The following is a 17,748-nucleotide window of genomic DNA, read 5'->3' as shown; positions in this document are numbered from 1 at the left end:
ACGCAACAGGTACAAGCTGATTGCTCAAGGGTATGAAGAATTGATCAAATCAACAACGCAAAATTAAACTATAGCCTTTTTCTTCTATATCTTGTTAGTTTTCAACATTTAAGAGAACTGCGAAACTTTAGTAAATAAATATCTGACAAAAGTTGAGGTGATACTAACCAATTCATAACTAATCAGTCCCTGCCAAAGTGGCGATAAGATTCAAGGCATTCCATACAGGTTGTTTGTTTTTCAAGGCTGTATCTGTAATACTTTACATGACCAGAAAGTTAAGTTCATATTTCCGGGTATGTGTTACACAAATACAGTTATAAGTTGTATCATTCACACATTATGAGGGGATGTTTGAAATTATGCCTTGAAAATCCATGAGCTGGGGACAGACAACAAAGTAATTATGGCCCCGGTTCATGTCGGGGGTTTTATTTTGGATTTTGAGGATTCACGTTTTATTCAAATCTCAGGCTTTCAATCGGATTTTTCAGGGAGGCCCTGTAGGCCTGGTACAGAACAGTCAGTGAAGCAATCATTAACGCAAAGAGGGCTGCCAGCAGGAAGGGCCACAAGCCAAGCGAAATCCGGAAGGCAAAATTCTCCAGCCAGTTCTTCATCAGGAAATAGGCAGCAGGCCAGGCAATTAAATTGGAGATCAGGACCCATTTATTGAATTCAAGGCTTAGCCGGGCAATGATCCCTTTGGTTGAAGCCCCCATGGCTTTGCGTATGCCTATGTTTTTGGTTTTTCTTTCAGTGGTAAATGATGCCAGTCCGTATAGGCCAAGGCATGCAATAAGAATGGCAAGTATTGAAAAGATAAGATACACGGATCTGAGCTTTGTTTCCTGCCGGTAAGCCCTGTCAAATTCTTCATCCAGAAAAAAGTATTCAAAGGGTTGATCGGTCGACAGTTTGTCCCACAGGATGCTCAGGCGGGAAATAATTTCCTGCTTGTTTTCAGCCTGGATGCGCAATACAAGAAACTGCCCCGGGTCAGAATTTTCGCGTAGTTCTATCGCCATGGGTTGAATGGGCTTATGTGCAGATTGGAAATTAAAGTCCTTCACGATACCTATGACCGGTTTTTTTACTTCATGAACCGATGGTTCTAAAAGATACTTGTTGAGGGGATCGGCCAGGTCCATGGACCTGACCGCTTCCTGATTTACAATGATGGCTGTTGAATCAGTAGCATTCTCTTTGGAGAAGAATCTTCCTTCAGCCATGGATATGCCCAGGGTTTCCGGAAGGTCGTAATCCGCATAGAATCTATTAAGTATATGAATATCCGTCGACTTGCTTCCGTCAACCAGGATACCGTTCCCGGAAAAATCACCTCCAGGCACGTTTTCTGTGATACTGGCTGCGAGAATTTCAGAATATCGGAGAGCCTCCTCTTTGTATACCAGTTGTTGTGATCCCAGGACGTCAAATCGCTCGATTACAATAATCTGCTCTTTATCGAATCCCGTATCCATATTCTGAACAAACCGAATCTGGTTAATAACAGTAAGAGTGCAGATAATCAGGGCAATAGAAATGGAAAACTGGAAAAAAACCAGCAGGTTTCTGATCAGTCCCGATCTCATCTTATGGGAAAATGCCCCCTTCAGGACAGAAATAATATCCACCGACGATTGAAAGAAAGCCGCATAACTGCCCGCTGCAAAACCGGTAAACAGACTAAGCAATATTAATGCAGGAAGAATCAGCGGATTTGACAGTAATCCCAGATCAAGATTTTTCTCTGTCAGCTGGTTGAAGGAGGGCAGCAGTAATTCAACCAGAAGAATCGCAACAAGCATAGAGATGAAGCAGAGAATCACTGATTCGACCAGAAACTGGGAAATTAACTGCCGGCGCCCGGAGCCCAGCACTTTTTTAATCCCTACTTCCTTTGCCCGCAAGGCGGAGCGTGCAGTGCTTAAATTTATAAAATTGATGCAGGCGATGATCAATATGAATAAAGCGATGAGAGATAGCACATAAACATAAATAATATCTGAACTTCCTTCAGGTTTCATGGTCATGCTTGAACGCAAATGAATATCCACCAGGGGTTCCAGAAAATAGGAATACCTGTTGCCCGCCTCATAAAATTCCTGGAGACTTATATTCATTGCTGCTTGAATAATGGGCCCAAAATGCTTTTCCAGAAGTTTTGGGAACTGTCTGTTTATTTCTTCCGCAGATGATTTTTCATGAAGCAAAACGTAGGTTCCGACAAAATTGCTCCCCCAGTTAAAATGGTCGGTCTCTGTTAAAGAAGAAAACGGAGTGAGAAAATCAAAGCGGAAATGAGACTGCCGGGATACATTCTCACAAATGCCGGTTATTTGGTAATCCTGGCTGCCGCCGATCCGGAGCACCTCACCCAGCGCTTCCCTGTCTCCGAAATACTTTTCTTTCATTTCCCGGGTAATCACTACAGAATAGGGCTCATCGAGGGCCGATTCAGGATCACCTTGAAGCAGAGGAAAGGAGAAAATATGGAAAAATGTGGAATCTGTATAATAGAAGTTGTCTTCGGTAAAAATCCTGTTTTCATATTTAACAAGCCTGTCGGGAGTTTTATACAGCCTGGCAGCACTTTCAATCCCTGTAAATCCCTCCCTGAGAGCATCGGCCATGGGAGGCGGACTGGCCCCTCCTTTAAACTCCTGGTTTCCAAGCTTTGCATCCAAACCTACCAGGCAGATCCTGTCTGCTTTTTCATGGAATTTATCAAAGGACAGTTCGTCCTGTATCCATAACAGGATGAAAATGCAACTGGCGAGGCCCACCGCCAGGCCAAAAATGTTGATCAGCGAGTAGCCTTTTTGCCTGATCATTATATGAAATGCAATCTGAAGGTTTTTTCTGAACATGGTAGTTGATTTGGTCATTGGTGCATGTTTATTCCTTCCTGGATGTTCCTTTGGAAGAATTCGACTATTTCCTGTTTCACATTCTCCGGAATCTCATGCCCCGTGTTTTCATAAGTCCTGATCCGGGCATTGACCCCTTCATGCATATAGATGAGCTCACAGCGATTCCACCGGTGGGGCAGCATCTCCCTGCCCAGCAATTCGTAGATCAATTCCCTTTCATCCTGATCGAAGGCATCATCGTAAGGAACCGCATCATTATCATCCAGCTCGCCCATATAATAGAACTGGGGAGTTTGAAGAAACAGCTCCTTCTGAAATTCCTTTCCTGTCAGGTCAAAAAAATCATGGGTGCCCAGAGGGTAACTGATTTCCTTTCCCAACAAAGTATCCACAGGAAGCATCAACAGGCCATTGAGTCCTCCCCCGGCTACCGCAAAAACCTTATCAGGATGAAGGAGAGTAAATCTGTTTGCGAAGGTTCCTGAAGCCGAGAATCCGGTCATAAGAAAACGCTCCTCTGTTTCAATGTGAATAGCCTTCAATTTGTGGCGGGCATTTTTAAACATTCCCAGGAGCTGTTCATCTAATCGTTCCAGCGGCTTGTCTTTTTGAATAATCACATCTCTGTCCAGGGCATGGGTATATATCTTCCACTGAGATTTCTGGCGTGGAAAGACGGGTACCAGAAGCGGGTATTTCAGGTTTTGAGCCACATAATTTCCCGGATAGAAATCCAGGCTTGCAATTCTTTCAGCCTTTTCAATATGTTTTTGAAGGTCATCGTCTGCAAATCCTGAATTATTGGGTTCCACAATGACAAAACTCTTTTGTCCGGCCGGAACTTGATCCGGGATGAACAGAAAATAGGGATACCGGAACGAATCGCCTTCGCCAGGCTCGATAAACAGCAGCTCCCCCTGATAGGAGCTTTTGCAGGCTGTTATTAGCACTATTAATAGCAGGCTTATGATCGATTTTTTCATGTTTGTATTCAATAATGGTCAGTAATTGTTGATAATGGAATGAGCCACAGAAGTCCCCTGATGGTTTTCACTCTACTTATGGACGATCAGAACTCAATTTTGTAACTGACAAAAGGAACCGGGCTTGCTTTTCCTGCACACAATCTTCATAGAATATTCAGCTTTGTGGCTGTTTCGTTTCGAAGTTGCATATGCCAGGCTGCAGCATGCGAACAGGGAACATATGGCGGTTAAGCGGAATGGTCTGAACATGGTTTTTTCCATTTAGCGGTTTAATACTTTTCCGGATGGTCGTATTCAAATTCTTCCACGTGAAAACGGGCATAGGGATATTTGCCATCCTCCAGCATCCAGCTGGCTTCGATGTCGGCCGGCACCATCATTCCGTCCCGACATACATAGTTGCTGACCTCCCCCTTCCAGCGTACCAGCCTGTCTCCCATATACCGCTCCGTTTCCAGGCTGACAATGCGCCCTTCGTCGTCGAAAGTTATGATGTAATAGACCGTAAGGCCCTCATAGGTGAAGGTAAGCATGGCGGAATGATCGTCCAAGGACGACCATGTTTTACGCTCGTCGGGCAGGAAATTGGTGGGCATCCAGACACTTTCTCCCAGCCAGCGCAGGAGTTCAGCCTGGTTGACCTTTTCCCCTTCTTCTTTCAAGATTCTCACCAGTCCGAAAAGGTATACCGACAAATTGCCTTCGCCCTCCACATAACTGTCTTTGGCTTTGAAAGAGCTGGTTTTCCCGATCCAGAGAAAGCCCGGGGGATTGGCAATGAAGTATTGCTCCCCCTCAATATCCATCCATTTTTTGTCCCTGTCTGTTTTGAAGGTTCCGGAATGCTTCAGGCGGAGGTAGTTGATATACTTCTGTCCGTCGACCAGGGCATAGCTGAAATAGCGCCGGACGGGCGCAGGCAGGTCCGCGATGGTTTCTGCATTGTAGGTGCGGTTCTCATAGGGGATGGCGCTGTCGAACAGGGGATCCAGTTTCGTGCAGCTCATCAAACAGGGCAATGTAAGCATCAGTAAGGTTTTTTTTGTGAATATCATGGCAAGGGGATTTGATAAGAATTATTCGATTCGCTTAAAAAATAGTTCTTTGTCTTTCACAATCAGATACACAGATACGAATAGCAGCAAGCCGGTCTGAATCACTTTGCTCATGGGGTGGGTCAGGAAAATTTCATTAAAGAACACGGCAGTAATATGAAATACGATGGTCAGCAGAATATTTCGCCGGGTTTTATAGTATATCCAGTTCATGATAATGACAAAGGGGATCATGCTGACCAGAAAATTAATGGAATAAATCATCCCTGATTCTACCAGGTTGCTGTGATAATATCCATTAATGGTGGATAAGGGCAGGTGCCAAAGTCCCCAGAATATGGCAAATATCAATGAAGCAGTGAACAGGTTGAAACGCGAAACAAGGCTGTCCGTTCCGTAGGAGTGCCAGGCCAGTTCTTCAAGAACCGGTGCAGCCAATAGTAAAAACCAAACAGGGAAAAGGGAGGACGAAAAGGTAAAGGAACCTCTGAATGAAAACTGCTCCAGGGGATAACCGAATATCAGCGAAATGGCCTGAGCAGAAAGAATGCTGATGAGCATCAGGAAGCAGGTGATCAGAAGGTATTCAGGTTTTATCTTTTTAAAATTGAAAATACGCCCTAAGAAGTCAGTCCGGAGTTCCTTACGAGAGAACATAAAAAGGAGTGCTATGACCGCGGGTGCGAGTAATCCCGTAATACTTGTTATTCCGGTAGCCCATTCGATTGTCTTTGTAAAAGGTTCACGGTGACTTAAATAACCACTTAAGAACCATAAAGACCAGGGAATGGCTGTACACAGGAAATAGAAAGTGAAAGGTCTCTGGTACTTTTTGATAATTTGATTGTCTTGCTCCAACGTTTTCATGATTTTTAATTATGAGAAACATTTCTCTTGCAAAAGAATATCAAATCAGCAGGGCAATCGCCCAATCTTACAGGTTTGAACCATGAACAGGGCCAATCCTGTAGATTTGCACTCCTTAGTGCCTGATAATTAGGGTTTAATGAAATTTCTGGAGATGGGATAAGAAGAAAATATCCCTTGAAATCTTATGCTTATGGTTCCTTTTTCGATAAGTATCGGGAAGGAGACTGCCCTTTTTGCTTTTTGAATATATAATTGAAGGATGATTTGGAATTAAATCCGGATTCCAGGGCCAGAAAGCTAAAATGCCTGTTATCTTCGGCTCTTTGCAGAAACTCTTCCACACGATAACTATTCACAAAATCGTGAAAATTAGCTTTTGCCTCCTGGTTGATTACCTGAGAAAGATGATTGGGAGAAACTCCGATTTGTTCGGCGAGTTTTGACAGACTTAATTTTGGTTCGAGATAGGGTTTCTCGTGTTCCATGATTTTCACGAGTTTTCCATACAGTTCAACGGCAAGCTCGCTGGTCATGCCCGAGTTCTTGTATTTTTCGCCCGGCTGCTGTTCTTCCATTCCCGAAGTGGCCGTTTGGGGCTGACTAATAAAGATGTTTTCGTGTTTAATGCCATAATATCCCAGGTAGAAGATGAAGATAATCAGGATCGTATAGATGATATACTCCGGATTGAATGAAAAAGGAATGTCAAAAGCATCGCGCAGCAGATAGACGATAATTGCTGACAGGAATACCAGTCCTATGCCTACTATACAGTAACGCAGCCAACGGAGACTGATCCCTTCGTTATAGGAAAAGTAATTATCAATTTTGTGTGTATACCTGGTCGTAAGCCGGTGAGAGAGAATGGAATAACCCAGTCCGGAAATCAATATGGCAATCAGCAAAACAATGGCGAAGCTCCCGTAATCGTTTATGACTCCTTGATCTACCATCAATTTTTCCCGGGGCGAATAGAACAGAAAGAATTTCATCATATACAGATAGGCAGCAGCCCCGGGCACAAAATGCAGATAATCCAATACCCGGATCCTGCGGGCGCCTCTGAATGCGTAAAGACAGTATAAGTACAGGAAGGGTCCGTGAAACAGGGGAACAGGAGCGGTAAGCCCTATTAAATGTGGATATTTTTCCCAGTATCCCAGCTGGTTCGAATAATAACCCAGAAGATGAATACCGATCACAGCAAGCCAGACCGCCAGTATTTTGTCAGTTAAGGCTTTTTGTTTCTTTGTCAGGAGTAAAACGACAATGAAAAATGACATGAAAATACCGCTGATGAGAATTACCTCCATACTCCATCCTTGATGTGAATTAAATCAAGCCTTGAATTTAGCTTCCTTTTTGAAAAATGCAAGTAAAATTTCAGACAGCATTCCGGGACTTTCAATGGCCGGGCAATGTCCCGTATTTGGCAAAATGTGTATTTCCTTTTTTTCCGGGGATAAGCCCGTAAGTGCCCGGTAGATTAGTTCAGCATGTCCGGTTCCAACCACGTAATCCTGATCTCCCTGAATTACCAGTGTGGGGGTTGTTATATTCTTCAGTTCAGGCTCGATATTCATATTATTGTAGGAAGGTGTATTTCGGAATGCGGTATTCACTATTTCTGCTTTTTCTCCTATTTGAGAATATTCTTCAGGGGTATAACGCATGAGCTGAAGCAGGGCAGAGTCCTGCATGACATCATGGAATGAGATCATATTGGCCGTATCTGCAAAATAGGCGTTAAAACCGAGTTTTGGCGGAACAACATGTTTCATCCAGTTTACATCGGCATGAAATTCTTCGAAATTGCTGTTTTTAATGCGTACCAGTTCCTTTAAGATTTTTTCCAGCTCATTTTTCTGTTTTTCAGAAATGTCGGCCTGCATCATTTCATTGGCTTTCTTCATTTCTAATTCAATAAGGGAATGGTTCTGGTAGTTGCTGTTCACCTTTCCGTCGATGCAGGCGTAGGCATAAATTTTTTGCTGGTCTTTTAACAGGTATAAAAACCCATACATACCCCCCCACGAAGTTCCCATCAAACCGACCTGTTGTTTATGATAACGATTTTGAAGGCTATCTATGACTATATCCAGATCTTCCACATACTGTTCTACCGTTAGCATGGAGTTATCTTGGCAACCCAAAGATTTCCCGCATCCCCGCTGATCCAGATAAGCAATCAGGAATTCGCCTTCCAATCCCGGCCCCATCAGTTTTATATCAATCCCGGAATAACCCCCCGGACCGCCGTGTAAATTCAGAATCAGGGGTTTTTCAGGATTTCCCCGCACCCGGATATACAATTGGGAGGAAGGAACCTCAATCATCAGTTCTTGATCGATAAACTTATCATTGTTTCGGGATGAATTACAGTTAGTCCCCAATAATAAATAGGCGAACAATACGGGTGTAAAGATTTTCATATAGCTTTCTTTAGACAACAACTGCAAAGATTTATTCTTAAGTTCAGCGCTTAAATATACTTTTATTACACCGATTGCAGCCTGCCATTTTTTTCAGGTAATTGGATGCTGATCGGGCCTGGTCATTCAAGTGACATATTTGCAAGGAAGTATGTGCCAGGATGACAGGGAGCAGGGTCCTGGTCCTTTTAAAGTCTTTGGGGGAATATCTTCCATTAAGAAATTATCAAATAGCGAAGTGGAAACCCTGATTGCTGATATCCCGGCTGTAGCATGCACCATCAATCTGAACAAGTTTCCTGGTAAATTGTATATATAAGAAGTGAATCATAATCAGCGTATCTTAATAGGCTTAATCCTCCTGTTTTTCTTTCTGTCTGTGACTCTCCACGGTCAGGAAAGTCATGTGGAATATTACGGTAAAAGCCTTAGGATGAATAATATCGGAATGACAGTGCTCGGAAGTTGGGCCCTGGCCAATATTTCCGTTGGGGCCTTTGGCTGGAGTCAGCAAAGCGGGCAGCGGCTCTATTTTCATCAGATGAATCTTTTCTGGAATACTGTGAATCTGTCCATTGCAGGATTAGCTCTTTACAGCCAGCTCACAGCTGATTATATGCTGCTGTCCGGGGAGGAATTGCTGGAGAAGCAATTCAAGACCCAGAGGCTTTACCTGATCAACGGGGCCCTGGATGTGGGTTATATGACTACGGGATTTTTTCTGAAACACCTGGCCACCAAATATCCTAAGAATGAATTAAGACTGCGGGGTTATGGAAATTCGGTGATCCTGCAGGGCTCTTTCTTAGTGGTTTTTGACCTGGTTATGTACGGACTTTTGCGAAGCCAAAGGGCCGATTTTTTGCAGCAGCTCTCATTTTCGCCCATGCAGGACGCCTGGGGACTTGCCCTCACCTTTCAATTTTAGGAAGCTTGAAGATCTTACTGACCGGAGCCACCGGATATATTGGCAAAAGACTGCTTCCTGTCCTTGTTTCCCAGGGACATCAGGTGGTATGTTGTGTTCGTGATAAGGACCGTTTTGATATTTCAGGATATGACAGCGCGAAGGTAAGTGTTGTTGAGGCAAATTTCCTGGAGGAGGATTCTCTGGAGGATATTCCGGAGGATATTGAGGTGGCCTATTATCTCATTCATTCCATGTCGACTACGATCAGTGATTTTGAAAGTCTGGAAAAAATCTCTGCCGAGAATTTCAGAAATCGTTTGGATCGTACAAAGCTTCGTCAGGTGGTATACCTGAGCGGAATCATCAATGAGGAAAAGCTTTCGAGGCATCTTTCTTCCAGAAAGGCCGTGGAACTTATTCTGGCTGAGGGCAAGTACCATCTGACCACTCTGCGGGCAGGAATTATTGTTGGTTCGGGAAGCGCCTCATTCGAGATCATCCGCGACCTGGTGGAAAAGCTGCCTGTGATGGTGACTCCCCGCTGGCTGAATACCAGGGCCCAGCCCATTGCCATTCGCAATGTGGTTCAGTTCCTTACCGAGGTGTTATTGAGACCTGAAACCTTTGACAGAAGTTTTGATATCGGGGGTCCGGATATTCTTACTTACCGGGAAATGCTACTCCAATTTGCCCGGATCCGGAAGTTGAGGCGGACCATCTGGGTGGTTCCGGTGATGACCCCTAAATTATCTTCCTACTGGCTCTATTTCATTACGTCCACTTCCTACCGGCTGGCAGTGAACCTGGTTAACAGCATGAAGGTGGAGGTGGTTTGCGAGGAAAACAAGCTGAAGGACCTGCTGCATATAGAACTTTTGACCTATCAGGAGGCCGTGGAACTGGCCTTTGACAGGATCGCCCAGCAGGAGATTGTTTCCAGCTGGACCGATGCGCTTTCTTCCCATACCCTTGAAAAAGGGATCGCCGACCTGGTACAGGTTCCCACACACGGATGTTTTACAGATCGCAGGAAGCTTGCGCTTGGAGATGAAAACCTGGTCCTGGACCGGATCTGGGCCATTGGGGGGAAGCAGGGCTGGTATTATGCCAACTGCTTATGGTCGGTCAGAGGCTTTATGGATAAACTTGCCGGCGGGGTTGGATTGCGGCGGGGCAGAAAAAGCAAGAGCGAAATATCGGCCGGGGACTCGCTGGACTTCTGGCGTGTACTGCTGGCAAGCCGGAAGGAGAAGCGTCTCTTGTTGTATGCCGAAATGAAACTTCCCGGCGAAGCATGGCTGGAATTCCGGATCAGTGAGAAGACACTTTACCAGACCGCCACTTTCAGGCCCCTGGGCCTGTGGGGACGCCTCTACTGGTATTCGGTCCTGCCCTTTCATGCCTTTATTTTCCGGGGTATGATCAAACGAATTGGACAAACAGAAAAGTATCATTGACAGATGGCAATCTACCAGATACATGAAGAACTGGAGCTGGCTGCCTCCCCGGATGAAGCCTGGGATTTCCTTTCTTCGCCTTCAAATTTGAAGGAAATTACTCCGGATTATATGGGCTTTGAGATTCATACTCCCGGTCTGCCCGATAAGATTTATCCCGGTCTGATGATCTCCTATAAGATCCGGCCCTTTGCGGGTATCGCTATGGACTGGTTAACAGAAATTACCCAGGTCCGGGAGCCCTTTTATTTTGTGGACGAGCAGCGGGCGGGGCCCTATGCCCTCTGGCATCATGAGCATAGCCTGCGCCCAACGGATCAGGGCACCCTGATGACGGATCTGCTTACCTACCGCCTGCCTTTGGGGCCTTTGGGAGATCTGGCTCACCGGGTATTTGTCCGGAAGCAGCTGGAGGGGATATTTCGTTACAGGGAGCAGGCCCTGGAGAAAATATTTGGCCGGCCATGATCAAAGGAAAAGTAAGCGTTTTCTGGTTCAGGCGCGATCTCAGGCTCGAAGACAATACCGCATTGATCAGGGCCCTGGAAACAGGCTACCCGGTGTTGCCTGTTTTTATCTTTGACATTCAGATAATCGATGAACTGGCTGTCGATGATCCAAGGGTATTTTTTATATATGGCCAGTTGCAGCAGATAAACCAGAAACTGGCCCAAAGGAACAGCTCGCTTTCTGTCCTCCGGGGGGATCCCCTCGCTGTCTGGAAAGAATTGTCGGACAGCTATGATATCCATGCGGTGTATGCCAATAAAGATTACGAGCCCTATGCAAACAGCAGGGATCGTGAAATTGGCGACCTGCTTGCCTGCCGGAGTATTCCTTTTCATCGCTTCAAGGACCAGGTCATTTTTGAAGAGCATGAAATTGTTAAGAAAGATGGAAAGCCCTATACGGTCTTTACCCCGTACAAGAGAAAATGGTTGGAGAAATTCAGGGGCGGCTCTTTCCTCCCGCCGGCCGGAGAGGCTTCCGGGGCTTTTCTCCGGATCTCCGCAGACTTTCCCCGCCTGGAAGCCCTGGGATTTAAGCCTTCACAGCTCAAGGTGCTTCCTTATGATCTTTCCCGCTTAAAGGATTATCCGCATTTGCGTGATCTTCCCGGGCCTGATGCCACCACCTATCTCTCCCCTCATCTTCGCTTCGGAACCGTCAGCATCAGGAAGATCGTTGGGTCACTGGGCCCTTCCGATGAGATATTCCTGTCAGAACTGATCTGGCGCGAGTTTTTTATGCAGATCCTGTTTCATTTCCCTCAGGTAGTGAGCCAGAATTTCCATCCAAAGTATAACGGTATCACCTGGAACACGAATCCGGATGATTTCGAACGCTGGTGCAGGGGGGAAACCGGATATCCCATGGTGGATGCCGGGATGCGCCAGTTGAATGCCACCGGTTATATGCATAACAGGGTGCGCATGGTGACAGCCGGATTCCTTTGCAAACACTTATTAACAGACTGGCGTTTGGGCGAAGCTTATTTTGCAGAGCAACTACTGGACTATGAACTCTCCTCCAACAACGGGAACTGGCAGTGGGCAGCCGGAACAGGATGCGATGCCGCTCCCTATTTCCGTGTTTTTAATCCCACAGAGCAGGTGAAAAAGTTTGACAGGGACCTGGAATACATCAGGCAGTGGATCCCTGAATTCGGGACCTCCGCTTATCCTGAACCCATGATCGATCATCGCTTTGCCAGGGAGCGGGCCCTTGAAGCCTACAGGAAAGGCATCGAGAATTATTTACCGGAAAGTTAGGGAAGCATTCAGCAGGAAGAAGATGCACAGGACTCCCTGCTGAAAATGGAGCTTGTGTTTTCTTCAGGAAGCCGGGCAATTTTCCTAAATTGAGAGTTTGAAAATGGACATGAGAAAGCTCATGTTCGAAGAATGGGGAATTGTCTCTTTAAAAATCAGTACGATGAATCGGAAAAATTATTTGTCACTTCTCCTGCTATTGTCAGCAAGTCTGTGCTTTTCTCAGGAAATTGAATTTCTTTCAACGGACTGGGAAGATCCTGCAATTTTTGAGAAAGGGCAAAATGCCCCACATGCATTTCATGTGCCCTTTGCCTATATAGAATCAGCCCTGGAGAACAATCCGGCAGCCTGTGGCAACTATCAGTTGCTGAACGGACCGTGGAAATTTAAGTGGGTCGAAACCCCTGAAGAGGTCCCGGATGGATTCTGGGAACCCCGTTACAAGGTGAATGACTGGGACGAAATAAATGTCCCCTCCAACTGGCAGATGGAAGGTTACGGCTACCCGAAATTCCGGAATGTAAAGAACACCTTTGAAAACGATCCTCCTCATATTCCGGATTACTTCAATCCGGCAGGTTGTTATAAAAGATCCTTTACCATTCCCGGAAGCTGGAAGAATAAAGAGATTTTTCTTCGCTTTGAAGGCATTAAATCGGCGTCCTACATCTGGGTAAACGGTAAGAGGGCCGGATATAACCAGGGAGGTTTTGAACCGGCCGGGTTCAATATTACTCCTTTTGTAAAGATTGGTAAAAACGATCTGTCGGTTGAGGTGCTGCGCTATTCGGATGGTTCTTATCTGGAGAACCAGGACATGTGGCGCCTGTCGGGAATATACCGAGATGTGAAGTTATATGCGCAGCCCGGGACCTATATTCACGATTTTTATGTGGTGACCGATCTGGATGAAAGCTATAAAGATGCCACCCTGCTTATCGAAACCGATATTCAGAACAAAAGCGCCGAAGAGGCAATAGTTTCGGTGGAAATTGATCTTATGGATGAAAATAATCACTCCATTCTGAATCAACGCTTGCAATCTGGAAATTTGGAAATTGCTTCTGATTCGCTGGAAAAGGTGAAACTATCCGTCCTGGTGGTGAATCCGAAGCTTTGGTCCGCCGAGTTTCCGAATCTTTATAGCCTGCTAATACAGCTGAAAGGTGAAAACGGGGAGACGATGGAAGCATTTACGGCGAAGATCGGTTTCCGCGAGGTAGAATACAACAATCAGATCCTGACGGTCAACGGAGTCCCGGTAAAGTTAAACGGCATTAACAGCCACATGCATGATCCGGACCATGGTCAGGCGGTTCCCCCGGAAACCCTGCGGAAGGATCTTCTGATTATGAAGCAACACAATATCAATGCGGTACGCACCAGTCACTATCCCCCTTCACCGGAGTATCTTGATATGGCTGACGAGCTGGGGATGTATATTTTCGATGAGGTGGGAGATGAAGCACACAACAATACGCAGCTTTCAGAGGATCCTGCATGGACCGAGATGTATAAGGACCGGAGCAGGAAGCTGGTTTACCGGGACCGCAACCACCCTTCTGTGATTGTCTGGAGTGCAGGGAACGAATCGGGCAGCGGGTACAATATCAGGGAGGTGATCGAAACGGGAAAAAGTATCGATCCAAGCCGTCCGGCCTGGATGTACGGTGGGAATCAGTTTTACATTCCCTTTGAAGATATAGTAGGTCCGCGATACTGGATTCCCCTGAACCTTCGAAACCTGGCTCTGGGGAAAGCCTTGCCTGAAGGCGATCAACGGGCCTCGTTCATGGATGAGTATATTGCTGCTACAGGAAACGGATTGGGAGGCATGGATGAATACTGGGAACTGATACGTGCATTTCCCCGCTTAATTGGCGGGGCTATCTGGGACTATGTAAGCCCGGGTATCACTACGCCCCGCTGGATCCTGCCTGATTTGTCGCCCCGCCACAATGAGGGCCAGATCATGGGCCGCCCCGTATTTACTGAGGGTAAGGATGGGCGTGGTCTGGAGTTATCGGGGCATGATGATTGGGTGGAATTTTACCGGGATCCCTCTTTGGATATCACTGGCAATCAACTCTCCGTCGGTTTTTGGGTAAAGCCCCGTGAGATCCCGCAAGCCAACGTATTTATATCGAAAGGCAAATACCAGTATGGAGTTCAGATGGAAGACCCGGATACACTGGAGTTTTATGTGAATGGCACAGGCACCCGTGGATACCAGAGAGGCCCGCAGCGAATATCTGCAAAGGCCCCTGTTCCTTCCGGCTTTTACGATAGCTGGCATTATATAGCCGGCATTTATGACGGGCAAAGCGTAAAGCTCTTTCTGGACGGTGAGTTGGCCGCTGAGACCGCATATTCCGGGAATATTACTTCAACCCCCTTCCCCCTCTGTATTGGAAGAGAAGCGGATACTCAGGATCAGGGAGAATGGTCGGGCCGGATGTCCGGCATGGTGATCGACGATGTGAAAGTATTCGGCCACGCCGTTACACTTGATCAATTGAGATCGAACACGAAGGATGCCGTATTGGCGCTTGATTTTGAGACGGATACCAAAGAGGGAGATTTTTATGCCGTCGGTTTGGGGGGAAGAAGCTATGGAGTTATCTGGCCCGACCGTAAAATCCAGCCGGAGATCAAGCAGATGAAGAAGTCGGGTCAGCCGGTCTGGTTCGAACTGCAGGATGCTGAAGAAGGGCTGGTGAAAATAAGCAACTTCCATCATTTTAAGAATCTGAACGAACTGGCCGGTAGCTGGGTGCTGCAGGTGGACGGAGAAGTGGTTCAGGAGGGAGCTCTGAATATGGATCTGCCCGCCCAGCGCTCAGCCACTTTCACAGTGCCCTATCAGGCGGTTCATGAATCCGGGGAACAAATCCTTTTGCTATCATTAAGATTAAAGGAGGATTCGGACTGGGCCGATGCCGGACATGAGATTGCCTGGGAACAATTTGTACTGCCTTCAGAAAAGGTAGCCGGGGAAGTCACACCGCCGGGGCAGATCAAGCTTACAGAAAGTGATACAGAAATGGTCCTGGAAGGAGCTGACTTCAGTTACACCCTGGAGAAAAGTACAGGTCAGCTGACTTCCCTGTCTTTTAAAGGAAAGGAATATCTGGAAAGAGGTCCCGAATTTATGGTCTGGCGTGCACCTACCGCCAATGATGTGGATCCCTGGGGATCTTATAAATTTTACAGCAGCAATGTCACTGAGGGATATGGCCGTTCGATAGATAATCAGCTTCGCACCCTGGGGATGCGTGATTTGAAGATGGAAGTAGATGAGATAAAGGTGGTGAAACATACAGACTCTGAGCTGTCTGTCAGAATCAAGGCATGGTCCATTTCCTCTCTGCCCGTGACCTCAGGATGGGGGAGCCGGTTTTCTGCTTTCGAACGCAATGAGACCTGGACCTTCCTGGCTAACGGAACAATAGAGCTTGAGCAGGAAGTTACCCCACACGGGGTGATGCCTGAGATGTTGCCAAAAGAGGGATTGCAGTTTGTGCTGCCGAAAGAATTTAATCAGGTTGAATGGTACGGACGTGGCCCGTTCGAAACTTATCCCGACCGGAAAACCGGTGCCAAAGTCGGGGTTTACCGCTCGGATGCCGATAATATGTATGAGCCTTATATTATCCCTCAGGATTATGGCAACCGGACCGATGTAAGATGGTTGAAAGTGCAAAATGAAGATGGGAAAGGCCTGCGAATCGAAGGAGATGGATTACTGAATTTCAGCTTACATAAATATACCACGGATAACCTGTCCAGGGCGGTATATACCTATCAGCTGAAAGAGGCACCAAATACCATTCTGAATGTGGATTATGCTGTTTCCGGAGTGGGCGGGACGGCTGTCAGGCAACTGGAAAATTACAGGCTAAAACCAGTGGAGAGAAGCTATAAACTGACCATCACACCCTTTTAGCGGACTAAGCGGGGAGAATCAGTTAAACGGATCCCGGCAGAACGCTTATTGTTACCAGAAATCGGGCTTTATTGCCGAGCTTCCCTTGTATTCCCTGCAATCCACGCAGTGTTTGTTTACTTGTGCGTAGACCGTAGTGCCATCGTAGCTGGCCCTTGCAAAATAGGCCGGAAAATTCGTGGGACTGCTGGAACCTGGCCCTTTGTTCACCGGTAAACAGTAATAGGGATTAGGAGAATCGTCGAACCCCGGAATATCCTCTGCAAATCCGCGGATCTCCCGGACCCCCGACATAGTGAAAAAGCCCAGCACCTTTTCATCTTCATCGGCAATGTTGCGGATATTTGATTTTAACAGGGCCGGTTGTTTGTCAAACAGCATGCCCTGTCCCTGCCGGATCGACCCTACTTCATTCCAGTAGTGGAATCCTTCAGGGCCCAGGGAATATTGCTTAACCATCAGACTATATTTGAACAAAAGTTTTTGTTCGTTCCAGTCGTTGGGAACAAAATCAAAGGCCTGGCTGAAAGGTCCGTAATTCAGATCCTGGGTGGTGATGCTGTGACTGGAAGGTAAAGGGCGTGTAATATAACAGATTCTCGGATTATCTTCCCCTTCGAGGGTCCGGAGGGTCCAGCGGTTCAGATACAAAAAAGCTTCCATGTTCGGATTGTGAAACTCGTATGTTTCAGTGAGCTCCCAGCGGATGTACTCGCAGGCCTGATCGTCGTAGGTAAAGTCGAGGTAGAAGCGGATTCCCGGAATGGAATTCTGTTCACCGGTATAGATCATATCTTCCACCTTAGAGTAAATGGAATCGATGGGCGGAACAGGCCTGATCCTGTCAAAATCCGAGTGGTATTCGTTCCCGTCATCTGTAAGCACCTGCACCTGGAAATTCATGCCGGTGCGCAGAAAGGACGAATCCAGATCAGCCGCATAATAGCCGGGCTCAGCACTGGAAATAAATTCCCGGCTCTCCCCGTCCTCCCTGAACAGGAGTATAATACAACCCGGTTCCGGGTTAAAACGTGGAGACTCCGGATGAGAGGAGCGGGAAACTTCAATGATCTGAGTTCCGGCTTTATCAGTAATATGGGCACTGATTACCAGAACTCCAGGGCGCAGGTACATGTCGTCGGGGTGATAGCGTTCCACACAGCCGGGGAGGAGAAGCACTGCCACCAGATTAACCAGTGCCATTAGTTTGTACGAATTGATTTTCATGAGCTGTATGTTACCTGAATCAGAGGGAACGACCCTGCAATAGCCCAAAGTTATGGTTTTTCTCCAAACAGCCAGACCCCCGTTTTCCGGGAAAGCCATTAAACTCCTTTGATTCGTTTCTTTTACTCTTTACTGGTTTTCCCGTGGTGCAACTGTAATAAATATGGTCAAATTCTATGATTTTCTATGCCATGATCCCCCTAAACCGGATGAG

Annotated in this window: 12 protein-coding genes; 5 read left to right on the top strand and 7 right to left on the bottom strand. The window is 46.5% G+C overall.

From position 1 onward, the window contains the following. Positions 1 to 458: 458 nt before the first annotated feature. From P1P86_13945 to P1P86_13920, 6 genes are all read right to left on the bottom strand, one after another. Positions 459 to 2,891, bottom strand: a complete 2,433-nt coding sequence (locus tag P1P86_13945; protein MDF1576286.1) for an ABC transporter permease — start codon at positions 2,889 to 2,891, stop codon at positions 459 to 461. Next, entirely contained in the window at positions 2,888 to 3,859 is a 972-nt protein-coding gene (locus P1P86_13940) for a hypothetical protein (protein MDF1576285.1), read from the bottom strand. Before P1P86_13940 ends, P1P86_13945 begins: the two co-directional genes overlap by 4 nt. Positions 3,860 to 4,131: 272 nt before the next feature. Continuing rightward, on the bottom strand, positions 4,132 to 4,869 hold the full coding sequence (locus tag P1P86_13935) for a hypothetical protein (GenBank protein MDF1576284.1): 738 nt from the start codon (positions 4,867 to 4,869) through the stop codon (positions 4,132 to 4,134). A 69-nt stretch (positions 4,870 to 4,938) separates the two neighbouring features. Then, positions 4,939 to 5,784 carry a CPBP family intramembrane metalloprotease gene (locus tag P1P86_13930; GenBank protein ID MDF1576283.1) on the bottom strand — a complete coding sequence of 282 codons (846 nt, stop codon included), beginning with the start codon at positions 5,782 to 5,784 and terminating at the stop codon, positions 4,939 to 4,941. Between the two features lie 191 nt (positions 5,785 to 5,975). Then, positions 5,976 to 7,100, bottom strand: a complete 1,125-nt coding sequence (locus tag P1P86_13925; GenBank protein ID MDF1576282.1) for a helix-turn-helix domain-containing protein — start codon at positions 7,098 to 7,100, stop codon at positions 5,976 to 5,978. A 24-nt stretch (positions 7,101 to 7,124) separates the two neighbouring features. Continuing rightward, the gene (locus P1P86_13920; GenBank protein ID MDF1576281.1) at positions 7,125 to 8,219 is read right to left on the bottom strand and encodes an alpha/beta hydrolase; all 1,095 of its coding nucleotides are present in this window, start codon (positions 8,217 to 8,219) and stop codon (positions 7,125 to 7,127) included. Positions 8,220 to 8,652: 433 nt separating this feature from the next. On the opposite strand from P1P86_13920, the gene P1P86_13915 reads away from it, so the two are divergent. The 5 genes from P1P86_13915 (at position 8,653) to P1P86_13895 (ending at position 16,307) form a co-directional block, all read left to right on the top strand. After that, positions 8,653 to 9,147 carry a hypothetical protein gene (locus P1P86_13915; GenBank protein ID MDF1576280.1) on the top strand — a complete coding sequence of 165 codons (495 nt, stop codon included), beginning with the start codon at positions 8,653 to 8,655 and terminating at the stop codon, positions 9,145 to 9,147. A 5-nt stretch (positions 9,148 to 9,152) separates the two neighbouring features. Next, positions 9,153 to 10,586 carry an SDR family oxidoreductase gene (locus tag P1P86_13910; GenBank protein ID MDF1576279.1) on the top strand — a complete coding sequence of 478 codons (1,434 nt, stop codon included), beginning with the start codon at positions 9,153 to 9,155 and terminating at the stop codon, positions 10,584 to 10,586. A 3-nt stretch (positions 10,587 to 10,589) separates the two neighbouring features. Continuing rightward, on the top strand, positions 10,590 to 11,054 hold the full coding sequence (locus P1P86_13905; protein ID MDF1576278.1) for an SRPBCC family protein: 465 nt from the start codon (positions 10,590 to 10,592) through the stop codon (positions 11,052 to 11,054). Beyond that, entirely contained in the window at positions 11,051 to 12,358 is a 1,308-nt protein-coding gene (locus P1P86_13900; GenBank protein MDF1576277.1) for a deoxyribodipyrimidine photo-lyase, read from the top strand. Before P1P86_13905 ends, P1P86_13900 begins: the two co-directional genes overlap by 4 nt. Positions 12,359 to 12,521: 163 nt before the next feature. Continuing rightward, positions 12,522 to 16,307, top strand: coding sequence for a glycoside hydrolase family 2 TIM barrel-domain containing protein (locus P1P86_13895; protein MDF1576276.1), 3,786 nt, complete (start codon positions 12,522 to 12,524; stop codon positions 16,305 to 16,307). Positions 16,308 to 16,358: 51 nt separating this feature from the next. On the opposite strand, the gene P1P86_13890 is transcribed toward P1P86_13895, so the two are convergent. Continuing rightward, the gene (locus P1P86_13890; GenBank protein MDF1576275.1) at positions 16,359 to 17,534 is read right to left on the bottom strand and encodes a DUF4249 domain-containing protein; all 1,176 of its coding nucleotides are present in this window, start codon (positions 17,532 to 17,534) and stop codon (positions 16,359 to 16,361) included. Positions 17,535 to 17,748 lie beyond the last annotated feature (214 nt).

Source organism: Bacteroidales bacterium (genome assembly GCA_029210725.1).
In the GTDB taxonomy this organism is placed as follows: Bacteria; Bacteroidota; Bacteroidia; order Bacteroidales.
Note: the sequence above shows the minus strand (reverse complement) of the source record. Positions and strands in the feature narration are given on the sequence as shown.